The following is a 13826-nucleotide window of genomic DNA, read 5'->3' on the forward strand; positions in this document are numbered from 1 at the left end:
GTGTTGCAGGGGCATGCTGCGGGTGCATCAGTGCGGGTGGCGCTCGGTGGCGTACGGGTCGCTCTCGCCGCTGCCGGGCGGGCGCAGCGTGTAGCGCTTGTAGGTCCATTGGTACTGCGCGGGGTCGCGCCGGGCGATGCGCTCGATGCCCGCGCTCAACGCGCTGGTGGCGACCTGCAGGTCGGGGTCGGCGATCGACGCCGGTGCCGGTTCCACGTGCAGGGCGAACTCGATGTCCGGGCCGATCCGCTCGCACCAGGCGTAGAGCACGGTGGCGCCGGTACGCTCGGCCAGGCGGTTGACCAGGGTCATGGTCAGCGCCTGCACCCCGAAGAACGGCACGAACACGCCGTCGCCGTTCTTCGGCTGCTGGTCGGGCAGGATGCCGACCGCGCCGCCGTCCTTGAGTACCTTGAACAGCTGCCGCACCGCGGGGCCCTCGGCCCGCACCTGGCGGATGTTGTCGCCACCGCGGACCCGCTGCAGGAAGGCGTCGCCGACCGGGTTGTCCGGGGGCGCGTAGACGATGGCGATCGGCCCGCGCGAGGCCAGCCACTGGTTCAGCAGTTCCCAGTTGCCGTAGTGCGGGGCCACCACGATCACGCCCCTGCCGGCGGCCAGCGCGGCGTCGTACAGCGCCTGGCCGTGGCGCTCGCGCAGGTGAGTGGCCAGATTGCGGGCCGGGTCGTGGGTCCACAGGTACAGGGTCTCCAGCGCCTGGCGGGCGGTGGTCCTGAGGATGTCGCGGTGCAGGCGCGCGCGCTGCGGCGCCGACAGCGCCGGGTAGGCCAGTTCCAGGTTGCGCCGCGTCACCCGGCTCTCGCGGGCGTCCAGCCGGCGCCACAGCCAGGCCAGGGCATCGGCCAGGGTCCGCTGCCAGGACCAGGGCAGGGCGGTCAGCCCGGCGGCGAGGCGGTGGTAGAGCTTGGCGGCGCGTTCCGGTTTCATCCGTGCAAGTTTAGCCCGCCGCGGCGGCGGACCCGGCAGCGGCGCCGCCGGGCGGCTGCAGGGCCGTCGCCGCGCCGCCCGGTGCGGTATATGGTGCGCGCTCCCCTTTTCCAGGAGCCGCCATGCTTTCCCTCCTCCAGCGCGTCACCCAGGCGTCGGTCAGCGTCGGGGACCAGGTCGTCGGGCAGATCGGCCCGGGGTTGCTGGTGCTGGTCGGCGTCGAGCCGGGCGACGACGAGGCGGCGCTGGCGCGGATGGCCGAGCGCCTGCTCGGATACCGGGTTTTCGCCGACGATGCTGGCAGGATGAACCGCTCGCTGCGCGATACCGGGGGCGGCCTGCTGCTGGTCAGCCAGTTCACCCTTGCCGCCGACACCCGTTCGGGCATGCGCCCGGGCTTCAGCACTGCCGCGGCGCCGGCCGAGGCTGAACGGCTATTCAATCGATTGGTGGCGATCTGCCGTGAAAAACACGCCGGCGGGGTGGAAACCGGGCGCTTCGGGGCCCATATGGTGGTCAGCCTGGTCAACGATGGACCGGTGACCTTCCTGCTCAGACACTGACGCGCCGTGAAACCACCGCCCGGCAAGCGTTATGCTGCGCTGGTATAATAGTAGGTTCTCTATCTTTCCCTGCCGGTGGCGCGAGCACTACATGGCCAACGAACGTCCTGCCCAGCAATCCGATATCAAACAACTGATCAGCAAGGGCCTGGAACAGGGCTACCTGACCTACGCCGAAGTCAACGACCACCTGCCGGACGACATGGTCGACCCGGAGCAGATCGAAGACATCATCGGCCTGATCACCGGCATGGGCATCGACGTCCATGAAGTGGCGCCCGATGCCGACACGCTGATCCTCAGCGATGGCAACACCGGCAACCGCGAGGTGGATGATACCGCCGCCGAGGAAGCCGCTGCAGCGCTGACCGCGCTCGACACCGAAGGTGGCCGCACCACCGACCCGGTGCGCATGTACATGCGCGAGATGGGCACGGTCGAGCTGCTGACCCGCGAAGGCGAGATCGCCATCGCCAAGCGCATCGAGGAAGGCCTGGGCCAGGTGCAGGCGGCACTGGGCACCTTCCCGCCGGCGGTCGAGTCGGTGCTGGCCGATTACGAGCTGCACAAGGAAGGCAAGAAGCGCCTGGCCGAGATCATCGTCGGCTTCAACGACCTGGTCGAGGAAGAGCCGGCGCCGGCCGCCACCGACAGCGACGACGCGTCCGACGACAGCGATGCCGAGGCCGACGAGGACGAGGACGATGTCGGCGGCGACGAGGATGCCGGCCCGACCGGTCCGGATCCGGTGGAAGTGGCCAACCGCATGGAGCAGCTGGCCAGCGACATGGCCAAGTTCAAGAAGGCCCATGCCAAGGGCGACCTCAAGGCGCAGGCCAAGCTGCGCGAGGAGCTGTCGGCGACCTTCGTGACCCTGAAGCTGCCGCTGCCGCTGACCGACGTGCTGGTGCGCCTGCTGCGCGACACCATGGGCCGGATCAAGGCCCAGGAGCGCCGCGTGCTGCACCTGGCCACGGTCACCGCGCGCATGCCGCGCAAGGACTTCATCCGTTCCTGGGAAGGCAACCAGACCAACCTGGAATGGGTCGAGGACGCGATCAAGCGCAAGCAGAAGTGGTCCTCGGCGCTGCGCGACGTCAAGGACCAGATCATCGCCGAGCAGCAGGCCACGCTCGACGTGGAGAAGGAGTCGCACCTGAGCCTGGACGAGCTGAAGGAGATCAGCCGGGTCATGGCCTATGGCGAAGCCAAGGCGCGCAAGGCCAAGAAGGAAATGGTCGAGGCCAACCTGCGCCTGGTGATCTCCATCGCCAAGAAGTACACCAACCGCGGCCTGCAGTTCCTGGACCTGATCCAGGAAGGCAACATCGGCCTGATGAAGGCGGTGGACAAGTTCGAATACCGCCGCGGCTACAAGTTCTCGACCTATGCCACCTGGTGGATCCGCCAGGCGATCACCCGCTCGATCGCCGACCAGGCGCGCACCATCCGCATCCCGGTGCACATGATCGAGACGATCAACAAGCTCAACCGCATTTCCCGCCAGATGCTCCAGCAGTACGGCCGCGAGGCCACGCCGGAGGAGCTGGCCAAGGAAATGGACATGCCGGAAGACAAGATCCGCAAGGTGATGAAGATCGCCAAGGAGCCGATCTCGATGGAAACCCCGATCGGCGACGACGAGGATTCGCATCTGGGCGACTTCATCGAGGACACCAACGTGGAGTCCCCGATCGATAACACCACCAACATCAACCTGTCCGAGACCGTGCGCGACGTGCTGGCCGGCCTCACCCCGAGGGAAGCCAAGGTGCTGCGCATGCGCTTCGGCATCGACATGAACACCGACCACACCCTGGAAGAGGTCGGCAAGCAGTTCGACGTCACCCGCGAGCGCATCCGCCAGATCGAGGCCAAGGCGCTGCGCAAGCTGCGCCACCCCAGCCGTTCCGAGCAGCTGCGCAGCTTCCTCGATATCGACTGACCGGCCTGCGGCCCCGCCGCGGTACCGAAGAGAAGGCCCCGCATCGCGGGGCCTTTTCGTTTTGTGGCGCCGCGCCAATACCCCGATGGCGACGGATGTTATCTTCGATAGAGATTGGATCGATCCAAGGAGCGGGCAATGGCAGTCGGGCAGGCGAAGTGGATGATCGCGCTGGTGCTGTTGGCGGGCACGGCGGTGGCGGGCGAGCGTGCCGGCGAGCACGCGGTGGCGGCGGTGGACCCGTTCATCGGCACCGGCGGCGAAGGCCACACCTACCCGGGCGCGACGGTGCCGCACGGCATGGTCCAGCTCAGCCCCGACACCCAGATCCGGTCGCGCAGGGACGGCTACGGCTGGGCGGCCGGCTACCGGCACGACGACACCACCATCGTCGGCTTCTCGCACACGCACTTCTCCGGTACCGGCCACTCCGACCTGGGCGACGTGCTGCTGATGCCACTCAGCGGCGAAGTGAAATACGAGCGCGGCGACGTCACCCGGCCGGGCAGCGGCTACACCTCGCGCTTCGACCACCGCAGCGAGCGCGCCGAGCCGGGCTACTACGCCGTCACCCTGGACGACTCCGGGGTGCGCGCCGAGCTCACCGCCAGCGCGCGCGTGGGCATGCACCGCTATGCGTTCCCCGCGGACCGGCCGGCGCATGTGCTGGTCGACCTGCGCACCAGCATGTACGACTACCCGGGCAAGATCCTGTGGTCGCGCCTGCGGTTGCGCGCGGACGGCACCGTGACCGGTTACCGCCAGACCCGCGGCTGGGCGCCGGGACGGCAGCTGTACTTCGCCATGCGCTTTTCGCGGCCGCTGCGCGGCCACGCCTTCCACGACACCGAAAGTGATGTGGTCTACCGCGGCTTCCCGCCGCCGGCGGAGAAGGACCCGGGCGCGCGTGCGCAGATCGAGGGCCGGCAGCTGGTGGGCAGCTTCGATTTCGGCCCGGGTGGACGCGAGCCGCTGCTGGTCAAGGTGTCGATCTCGCCGGTCAGCGAGGACAACGCCATCGCCAACCTCGACGCCGAAGCGCGCGGCTGGGACTTCGACGGCATGCGCGCCGCCGCCCGCGCGCAGTGGGCGCAGGCGCTGGCGGCGGTGGAAGTGGACGCAGCGCCGGCGCAGCGCACCGCGTTCTACACCGCGCTGTACCACAGCATGCTCGGGCCGACCCTGTTCATGGACAGCGATGGCCGCTACCGCGGCCCCGACAACGCCGTGCACCAGGCGCAGGGCTGGACAAACTATTCGACCTTCTCGCTGTGGGACACCTATCGCGCGCTGCACCCGCTGATGACCCTGCTGCAGCCGCCGCAGCGCAGCAGCGACATGGTCAACTCGCTGTTGGCCGCGCGCCGCGAAAGCCCCTACGGGATCCTGCCGGTGTGGTCGTTCCACGGCCTGGAGACGTGGTGCATGATCGGCTACCACGCGGTGCCGGTGATCGCCGATGCCTACCTGAAGGGCATCCGTGGCTTCGACGCCGACGAGGCGCTGCAGGCGATGGTCGCCAGTGCCAACTACGGGCCCTATGACGGCATCGCCCAGTACCGCGAACTGGGCTGGGTGCCGATCGACGAAGAAGGCGAGGCGGCGAGCAAGACCCTGGAATACGCCTACGACGACTGGAGCATCGCGCGCATGGCCAAGGCCATGGGGCGGGACGATATCGCCGCGGAATTCGCCAAGCGCGCCGGCAACTGGAAACACGCCTTCGATCCGTCCACCGGCTTCATGCGCGCGCGCAGGCGCGACGGCCGCTTCCGCGAACCCTTCGACCCGGCCGCCAGCGGCTACGGCAGCGACTACACCGAAGGCAACGCCTGGCAGTACTCGTGGTACGTGCCGCAGGACGTGGCCGGGCTGGCCGCCGCGCATGGCGGCGCGGACAGGCTGCTGCAACGGCTCGACGCGGTGTTCGATGCGAAGGTGGACCCGGCGGTGTTCGAGCACATGGAAGACATCACCGGCCTGATCGGCTGGTACGCGCACGGCAACGAGCCCAGCCACCACGTCGCCTACCTCTACGCCTACGCCGGCCAGCCGTGGCGCACCCAGGCCCGGTTGAAGCGGATCATGGACACCCAGTACGCGCCGCGCCCGGATGGCCTGGCCGGCAACGACGACCTCGGGCAGATGTCGGCGTGGTATGTGTTCACCGCGCTGGGCTTCTACCCGGTCACGCCGGGCAGCAACGAGTACATCATCGGCCGCCCGTTCCTGCCGCGTGCGCGCCTGAACCTGCCCAACGGCAAGCATTTCACCATCGTGGCCGAAGGCCTGGACGAGGCCCATCCCTACGTCGGCCGCGTCACCCTCGATGGCAAGCCGCTGGACCGCGCGTTCCTGCACCACGACGAGATCATGGCCGGCGGCGAGCTGCGCTTCACCCTGCAGGCCGAGCCCAACCGCGAGTGGGGCACCCGGCCCGACGCCCGCCCGTACTCGCAGTCCACGCACTGAGCCGCGCATGCCGGCGGACCCGGCGGTGGCCGCCTGCCGCGGCCTCCACTACACTTGCGCACCGGCAGCGGGCCTATAGCTCAACGGTTAGAGCAGAGGACTCATAATCCTTTGGTTCCAGGTTCGAATCCTGGTGGGCCCACCACCGCGAAGCCCTGGCGCATGCCGCGCATGCGGGGGTAAGCGATCTGCACGGGCTATGGCCCCACTGCCACGGTACGTGGCATCCCCTGCCGAGTTGCTGTTCCGGCACTGGCGCTCATGCGATGTTTCTGGGCACCGGAACGCCCGGCAGCCGCGAACCCCTCAGGTATTGGGCAGGCCGCATTCCTGCAGCTGCTGCATGGAACTGGCCTTCATCGCGCAGTCCAGGTGGCGCCGGGTCACGCTGCCATGTTCCGCGCAGGTGGCCGCGTCCTTGTCCAGCTGCGCCTCGCCCATCATGGCCGTGATGTCCTCGCCGTTGATCTCGTAGATATGCACGTAGTACGCGCGGCATTCGGCTGCCGATACATCGCGCGAGCCGGAGCCTGCGGTTCCAGCGCAGGCGGTGAGGGTCAGCAGGCTTGCGCCAATGAGGGTTCGGGCGATGCTCATGCAGGCTCCTTCGCGCTGTCGGGTAGGGTCATCTACAACCAGAGGATCCAGCGCACGCTGCGACGTGGCCCTGGTCTCCACCGGTACGGGCGGAGACGTGTGTCTCCGGACGCGCCCGTCGGGAACTGCATTGCACAGGCCCTCCCGGGCCCGGCGTCGGGCATGTCCGCACACTGCTCTGGATTCTCCCCGCCTTGGCGATCCCCCGACGCATGCTGGCACTGGTGGAGTCACCTTCCATGCGGATGGTGGGTGAAAGCGACGGTCGCGGGAATGACGCTCGTCCCCTCGCCCGTGCACCTGGTCACACTGACAGAAACCCGGGGAGGGATGTCCATCTACACGCGAATGTGCCTGGCCATGCAGGCGTCATGGACACGCCGGGCCGAATGGCCTGCCGATCAGGCTGCGCTGGACATGCACCCGGTACTGGCGCCCGGTCACCACCTGTCGCCCGCAATCCAGGGTGAGGCGGTATCGGCCCGAACCCAGGGTGATGACTTCGATGGTGGCGGCGATGCGGACCACGCACGAACGATGCACGCGGAGGAAGGTGTTCGCGTCCAGCTCATCGATGAAGTCGCCGAGCGTGCGCCGGAAGGTGAACGTTCCCCGCTTCGTTTCGATGTCCAGGTAGTTCCCGCGTGCGCGGATGAGCTGGATGTCGGCCTCGTCCACCATCACCGTGCGACGGCCCAGCGGCAGGGGCAACCTGCGGACATCGGTAGTGGCCCCCTGTGCGGTCGCGGGCGGCGCATGCGGCAGCAGGCGCGAGAGCGTTTCACGCAGGCGTTCGGCGGACACCGGCTTGAGCAGGTAGTCGACCGCGCGGTCTTCGAACGCGCGCACGCCGTGCTGGTCGTAGGCACTGACGAACACCACGCGCGGCGGTGGCCCGTTCCAGCGCCGCAGCGCGCTGAAGCCATCGCCTCCGGGCAGTTCGATGTCCAGGAACAGGACGTCCACCCGGCGGTGCCGGGCGAAGCGGATCAGCTCGTCGACGTCGGTACATTCGGCCACGACCTGCACCGCGGCGCCCGCGACCTTGCCCAGCAGCCGCCGCAGGCGCTGCCGCGCCAGCGGCTCGTCGTCGAGGATGGCCGCATTCAAGGGCATGTGCCGACGCCCTCCGCGTTCGCAGCGGGCAGGACCCGGCTGCCGGGCAGCGGTACCCGCAGATGCACGCGATACACATCCGCCCCGGCGTCGTGCACCTGCAGTCGGGCGCGGTCGCCGTACAGCAGGTGCAGGCGCTCCTTCACCGAGCGCTGCCCCATGCCATTGCCGTCCTCGCGCGCGCCTTCGGTGGCACGCGAATTCTCGATCGACAGGTGCAGGTGCTGGCCATCCATCCATCCGCCGATGGCCACCCAGCCCGGTGCCCGTGATCGCGCGATGGCGTGGACGATCGCGTTCTCGACCAGTGGCTGCAGCGAGAGGGTAGGCACGGGGATATCCATGCAGGCGTCGTCGACGTCGACGCGGGAGCGCAGCCGCCGGCCCAGGCGGATGCCTTCGATCATCAGGTAGTCCGCGACCTGCCGGAGCTCGTCGCGCAGGGGACGTTCATGATGCTGGTCGGCACGCAGGCCGTCACGCAGCATGTCGCTGATGGCGATCAGCATGCGCTCGGCCTGTTCGACGTCCACCTGCATGAGTTCGGCCACGGAGTTGAGCGCGTTGAACAGGAAATGCGGGTTCAGCCGCGCCTTGACGGCCTCCAGCCGAGCCATCGCCAGGTTCTTCTCCAGTGCATCCAGCTGCTGCTGGCGCTGCTCGTTCTGCTCGAAGTAGACGATGCCGTGGAGCATCGCCACGACGGTGATCCCCAGGATCAGATTGTTGCCGACGCTGGTGACCAGGATTTCGCGCAGTGGCGGCAGTAGTGGATACCAGTCGAAGACCGGATTGGTCACCCGTGCGTAGACGGCCTTGAAGACGATGAAACCGGCGATCAGCGCCAGGTTGATCGCGGCGTGCCGCCAGGCGTGCGCGCGCCCCACCGGGAAGCGCGACACCACCCGGTACGCGAGCAGCGTCAGTGGTATCCAGGGGGCCGTGCTGCCGGCGGCGTGGATCAGGGCGCGGCGCCAGGTGAACAGGTCGCCGGTCACCGACGTCATGTCCACCAGCTGGCTCGCCAGCATCAGCCCGTACAGCAGCCACCAGGCGCTGATGGCGGCCACCAGCAGCGCGGCGCGGCGGTGCCGCCGCCACGGTGTGCGCGGCGACGGGGATCGGTGCGTGCTGGCGCGATACGGCATCGGGTACATCGGCTCCGCGGTCACCGCTCGGGCCTGCATTGTTGCGTGCCGGGGACGCGCGTGCACGTGGCTGCCGGCCGGGGCCGTTGCCGCGGTCCCGTCGCCGGGGCGCGGCGCCCGTCATCGACCACCGGCGGACGCCGCGGGGCGCGTCAACGCGCGTTGCAGACCGGCGGATTGGTCATGCCGAAGGAGAGCAGGTTGCCGCCATTGACGGTGCAGGCGTAGGTCTTGCCGCTCTTGGCCTTGAGTGTCACGTAGGTGTTCACGCCTTCGGTACGGCGCTCAAGCAGCGTCAGGTCGGACGGCGACATTCCCAGCACACCGCTGGTCTCGGAGAGGATGCGCTCGTCGGACAGGGTGTTGGTCTTGCTGGCCACGGCGGAACAGCCCGCGAGCGTGAACGGGACGACCAGCAACGCGGCCAGCAGGACGGGCTTGAACTTCATGGGGACTCCTTGTTGACGGGGAACTTCCGGGTTCGCCCGGTGCGGGGCAGGAACGGTGATAGAACGACAGGGCGTGCCCGATCTTCGGTTCGTGCGTCACCGCCGCTCAAGACGATGGGGATGGACCGCACCGACGCGGTGATCAACCGCACGGAGGCTGGAGCCGGTGGACAGCGGTGCCGCGTCCCGGTCCCGGGTGCGGCATCGCCGCGGGCCGGGCGGCACTGGCCACTACTGGGCGATCGGGCAGGCGGGAAGGGCGGGCGCCGGTGCTTGCGGCGTGCGCACAATGCCGCGCACGGGCGGAATGGCGGTGGCGCCGCCCGCGCACTTCATCTGCGGATGGTGGGAGGTGCCCGATGCCGCACATGCAGGCATGGGATGCGGTCTGGCGTCACCGTAGCAGCGCGCTGGCGTCTCACGGTTGGAACGCCGGTGTAACCAGTGTGTGCAAAGCGTCCGCCGCGGGAAGGAATCCAGGCCTGCGAGGTGAGTCGATGGGGCGGCAGCGGCGCGGAAGGCGGTGATGGGGCCCCGCAGCGTTTGCGTGTGGTGGTTACCGCGGGGCGGCGACACGCTGTTACCCTTGCCAGGCATCACCGGTCATAGACAACCGGCATTTTTCCCTGCCATTGGCGCCATGTCTGCGTATCGCAGACCAGGGTGCAGATGAAGTCCGCGACGTTCGCGCGGCTCACTCTTCCCGGGCCGAAGAACGCACTGCGGACGGGTGATGCATGAACGGTATATCCACCAGCCGTCTCCGCATCGGTGAGGTTGTCGGGCCTGACCACAGCCCATTGGATACGGGCGCCGGTCTTCGATGCATCGTTGCGCAGGCAGGCCGCTGCCATGACGTTGTCTCGGTACGGGGGGAGCAGCAGTCGCAGCGCACCTGCCAGACAGCGCTCCATGAACGAATGCGTCTCGCGTGCGCCCGTGTCGAGCGTCCCCGCCGAGTTCATCAGTATGAAGCGGATGTGCCGGCGGCTTCCGCTCCGCCGGATCGCCTCGCACAACCGCGTCGTGGCGGTCGTTACCAGCCGCCGTGGTTGACCGAAGACACCCCTGAGGCTGGGGGTATGGCCCAGGCAGGAAACCACCGCATCGCAGCTCTGCACGCAGCCGATGAGCTGTGGCCCACTGAGCGCAAGCAGGTCTGCGTACTCCACGGTGAGCCGGGGATGGGACCGTTCCAGCGGCAGGCGCGCGCCCGGCCTCACTATCGCCACGACGTGATGTCCGCGTTCGAGCAGGAGCTTCACCACGCGGCGCCCGGTAGCACCGCTGGCACCGACGACCAGAATCCTCATCGTCTGGTGGCAGGTGCGGAATGGGGGGCGGTGGGGTGGCAGGGCATTGAGGGGCGGCGGGCTGGCCGTGGTGTCCGCGTTGCCGGCATGCTGCGGCTCGCATCCGGACGCGCGCAATCCGCCGGTGACCAAGCGCACCCGGAAAGGGATGGGCGGCGCTCGCGGCGTGGGCTCGCCGTGACCGTGGGTACGACGAGAAGCGCGTGCGCATGCCAGGGTGCGCGCGGCGGTCCACGGCACGGGCCTGCGGATGCCGCAGGCCCGGCCGCCTATGGCCTTACTTGGGCATCAGCACGCTGTCGATCACGTGCACCACGCCGTTGGACTGCATGACGTCGGCGGTGGTGACCGCGGACTTGCCGCCCTTGGCGTCGACCACCCACACCTTGCCGTCCTTCAGTTCGACGGTCAGCTCCTCACCCTGCACCGTCTTCAGGGTGCTGTGGCCGCCATGGCCGCGCGCGGCCGCGACCAGCTGGCTGGAGGGGTGGGCGCCGGGGACCACGTGATAGGTCAGGATGCCGGTCAGGGTGGCCTTGTTCTCCGGCTTGAGCAGCGTCTCCACCGTACCCTTGGGCAGCTTGGCGAACGCCTGGTTGGTGGGGGCGAACACGGTGAAGGGGCCCTTGCCGGCGAGCGTGTCCACCAGCCCCGCGGCCTTCAGCGCGGTGACCAGGGTGCTGAGGTCGGTGGCGGCCGACGCATTCTCGACGATGGTCTTCTTCGCATCCATGGCGGCGCCGCCCACCGCGGGATTGCCCGCGGCGAAGGCGGAAGAGGCGGCGGCACTGGCAAGCGCGAGGCCGGCGGCAATGGCAAGACGCTGGATCTGGGTACGCATGGTCATGTCCTCATGGGTATCGCCTCCGCGTGGAGGCAGGGGTGAACGCAGTGTCGGCTGCGGTTTTCATCGATCAGTGCCGTGCCAGCCACGCCACCGTGGCGGCGTGGCTGGCACGGCGGTCGGAACACGGTGCCGCTCAGAAATCCCAGCGCGCGGCGACGCTCATCGGCACCGAGATGCGCTTGGCATCGTTGTTGATGCCGCCCAGGCCGAGCCCGCCGATGTCGGCGTCGTCGCCACTGAGCTTGTCCACGTAGCGCACGCCGGCCTGCGCGGTGACGCTGAAGGTCTTGCCCACCGGGATGATCACGCCCACGTCGACGCCACCGGAGGCCGACCAGGTCTTCTTGGTGAAGCGCGCATCCGGAATGGAGATGGCCGCGGCCGGAATGTCGAAGGAGGCCTTGATCGCGTCGGTATGCGTCGCGCCGATGCGCGCGGCGACGAACGGACGCACCGCGCCCGGCTCCATGAAGAAGCGGCGGTAGCCGAACTCCGCGCCGTAGCTCTTGTAGGCGCTGAAGCGGCCGTACACCGGCAGCTCGGTGTCCAGTGCCGGCACGAACGCGCCGCCCACCTGCACGCGGCCGGGCGAGGCGTGGCTGTAGCGCACCTGGCCGAACACTTCGGCGCGGTCGCTCAGGCCATAACCCATTTCCACGCCATAGGTATCGGCCAGGCCGTAGATGCGGTCATGGCTGCGCGACTGGATGCGCAGCTCGGCATTGACGCCGGCCAGCGCGGGGTTGAGCGGGCCGAGGTCCGGCACCGGCGCGACGGCGCCGCCGTGGACATCGCCACTGGTCGGCATGTCCACGCCACCGAAGGCGGAGAAACTCCACTTTCCGGCTTCGACGCCGGATGCGTGTGCGGTAGCGGATGCAGCCAGACCGGCGGCGAGAACGACAAGGGCAGCAGACTTCATTGGGGCTCTCCAGGCTGAATGGGAAACGCACGGGGTCATGCGTTTTCCAATACGCAGCACGCCCGCGCTTGGATGCATGCCGATCGCGATACCGCCTGGAAAAACCGATGAAAACGACGTTGCGGCGTTGACGCGGCGTACACGCAGGAGGGTTCCGCGAACGTGGCAGCGGCCGGCACGATGGCCGCCGCGGGCGCACGCCTGCGCGCGGCGCCGACCCATGCAAGAGGGATTCGCGTTGTCGGTCCGACGCTGCGCGCCGAGCAACCGTGCGTGGCACCGCGCGGCGCGGTGACACGCGGCAAGGGGCCAAGTCCTCGCGTGGCACGCGGGTACGGAGGCAGGTGTCGCGGGCACGCCGTGCGCGCGTGGATGACGCCCGCGCCGGTGGCGTCACCCCTGCAGCAGGCTCAGCGTCGTTCGAACAGGTAGTGCGACACCATCCACTGTTGCCCGCCGGCGTACCCGAACAGTTCGGCGCAGGCCATCCAGAACATCCGCCAGCGCTGGAACCACAGCCCGGCGGCGTCGCCGTAGGCCTGGCGCAGTATCGCCATCACCGCATCGCGCTGTTCGTCCTGGCGCTGCAGCCAGTGGTTGGCGGTGCGCTGGTAGTGGGTGCCGTCCACCAGCCACTGCTGGGTGATCGACAGCGGGCCCTGGAAGTGCAGCAGCGTGTCGGCGGCCGGCATCAACCCGCCGGTGAAGAAGTGCCGGCCCATCCAGTTGTCGGCACCCTGGGTCTCGAACGGGTACAGCAGGGTGCGGTGCACGAAGATGTGCACGAACAGCCGGCCACCCGGGCGCAGCCAGGTGCCGATGCGGGCGAGCAGGCTGTCGTAGTTGCGCATGTGCTCGAACATTTCGATCGAGACGCAGCGGTCATAGGCCGCGGCGGGCAGCGCCAGGGTGTTCACGTCGCGGGTGAGCACGCGCACGTTGTGCAGGCCGCGTTCGCGGCAGCGTTCTTCGATGAAGGCGCGCTGGCCGTTGGAGTTGGATACGGCGGTGATCCGCGCGTTTGGATAGCGCGCGGCCATCCACAGGGTCAGCGAGCCCCAGCCGCAGCCCAGTTCCAGGATGTCCTGGCCGTCGGCCAGCCCGGCGCGTTCGCCGTACAGCGCCAGCATCGCCTCCTCGGCCTGCTCCAGGGTCTCGTTGCCGGTCGGGTAATAGCAGGATGAATACTTCAGCCGCGGCCCGAGGCAGTGGCCGAAGAAGGCCGGCGGCAGTTCGTAGTGCTGGCGGTTGGCGGCTTCGGTTTCGATCGCCAGCGGGCTGTGGCGCAGCTGTGCCAACCGCTCGCGCTGGCGCAGCGACTGCGCCTCCACGCCGCCGGCCAGCTCGTCGTGCAGGCGCTGGGTGCACAGGCGGCGGATGCCGGCGCGCAGTACGGCGTCCGGTACCCAGCCGCGTTCGGCCAGGCCCAGCAGGCCGGGGGCGGGCACGTCGTGCGGCAACTCGTTGCGATCCAGGGCGGTGGTGGTCATGACGCGATCCTCGGCA

The 13826-nt window shown here is 68.8% G+C and carries 12 protein-coding genes and 1 tRNA gene; 4 read left to right on the forward strand and 9 right to left on the reverse strand.

Annotation, left to right across the window (positions count from 1 at the left end; genetic code table 11):
• Positions 1-27 precede the first annotated feature (27 nt).
• Positions 28-948 (reverse strand): lauroyl acyltransferase, encoded by a 921-nt coding sequence (locus tag ACJ7VY_RS01620; RefSeq protein WP_293763541.1) that lies wholly within the window; start codon positions 946-948, stop codon positions 28-30.
• Positions 949-1070: 122 nt separating this feature from the next.
• On the opposite strand from ACJ7VY_RS01620, the gene dtd reads away from it, so the two are divergent.
• The 4 genes from dtd to ACJ7VY_RS01640 all read left to right on the forward strand — a co-directional run bounded on the left by dtd (position 1071) and on the right by ACJ7VY_RS01640 (position 6073).
• Entirely contained in the window at positions 1071-1511 is a 441-nt protein-coding gene (gene dtd / locus ACJ7VY_RS01625) for a D-aminoacyl-tRNA deacylase (protein ID WP_240212875.1), read from the forward strand.
• A 91-nt stretch (positions 1512-1602) separates the two neighbouring features.
• On the forward strand, positions 1603-3456 hold the full coding sequence (rpoD, locus tag ACJ7VY_RS01630; protein ID WP_104937856.1) for an RNA polymerase sigma factor RpoD: 1854 nt from the start codon (positions 1603-1605) through the stop codon (positions 3454-3456).
• 138 nt (positions 3457-3594) lie between these two features.
• On the forward strand, positions 3595-5928 hold the full coding sequence (locus tag ACJ7VY_RS01635; RefSeq protein ID WP_409476235.1) for a GH92 family glycosyl hydrolase: 2334 nt from the start codon (positions 3595-3597) through the stop codon (positions 5926-5928).
• 69 nt (positions 5929-5997) lie between these two features.
• Positions 5998-6073 (forward strand) — tRNA-Ile (locus tag ACJ7VY_RS01640).
• Positions 6074-6234: 161 nt separating this feature from the next.
• Here the strand turns inward: ACJ7VY_RS01640 and ACJ7VY_RS01645 are convergent.
• The 8 genes from ACJ7VY_RS01645 to ACJ7VY_RS01680 all read right to left on the reverse strand — a co-directional run bounded on the left by ACJ7VY_RS01645 (position 6235) and on the right by ACJ7VY_RS01680 (position 13810).
• Positions 6235-6525: a hypothetical protein gene (locus ACJ7VY_RS01645; RefSeq protein WP_409476236.1), complete on the reverse strand. Its 291-nt coding sequence runs from the start codon at positions 6523-6525 to the stop codon at positions 6235-6237.
• 369 nt (positions 6526-6894) lie between these two features.
• Complete coding sequence (locus ACJ7VY_RS01650; protein WP_409476237.1) at positions 6895-7641, reverse strand: LytR/AlgR family response regulator transcription factor; 747 nt, start codon at positions 7639-7641, stop codon at positions 6895-6897.
• Entirely contained in the window at positions 7632-8855 is a 1224-nt protein-coding gene (locus ACJ7VY_RS01655) for a sensor histidine kinase (RefSeq protein WP_409476238.1), read from the reverse strand. The genes ACJ7VY_RS01650 and ACJ7VY_RS01655 overlap by 10 nt, the downstream gene beginning before the upstream one ends.
• An 86-nt stretch (positions 8856-8941) precedes the next feature.
• Positions 8942-9238, reverse strand: a complete 297-nt coding sequence (locus ACJ7VY_RS01660; RefSeq protein WP_293760399.1) for a hypothetical protein — start codon at positions 9236-9238, stop codon at positions 8942-8944.
• Between the two features lie 596 nt (positions 9239-9834).
• Positions 9835-10551, reverse strand: a complete 717-nt coding sequence (locus ACJ7VY_RS01665; protein ID WP_409476239.1) for an NAD(P)-dependent oxidoreductase — start codon at positions 10549-10551, stop codon at positions 9835-9837.
• Positions 10552-10828: 277 nt separating this feature from the next.
• Positions 10829-11392 carry a fasciclin domain-containing protein gene (locus ACJ7VY_RS01670; RefSeq protein WP_313249851.1) on the reverse strand — a complete coding sequence of 188 codons (564 nt, stop codon included), beginning with the start codon at positions 11390-11392 and terminating at the stop codon, positions 10829-10831.
• Between the two features lie 139 nt (positions 11393-11531).
• Entirely contained in the window at positions 11532-12206 is a 675-nt protein-coding gene (locus ACJ7VY_RS01675; protein WP_313232282.1) for a hypothetical protein, read from the reverse strand.
• A 524-nt stretch (positions 12207-12730) separates the two neighbouring features.
• The gene (locus ACJ7VY_RS01680) at positions 12731-13810 is read right to left on the reverse strand and encodes an SAM-dependent methyltransferase (RefSeq protein WP_104937865.1); all 1080 of its coding nucleotides are present in this window, start codon (positions 13808-13810) and stop codon (positions 12731-12733) included.
• Positions 13811-13826 lie beyond the last annotated feature (16 nt).

This window comes from Stenotrophomonas sp. Y-13 (assembly GCF_046267925.1).
Lineage (GTDB): Bacteria > Pseudomonadota > Gammaproteobacteria > Xanthomonadales > Xanthomonadaceae > Stenotrophomonas > Stenotrophomonas acidaminiphila_A.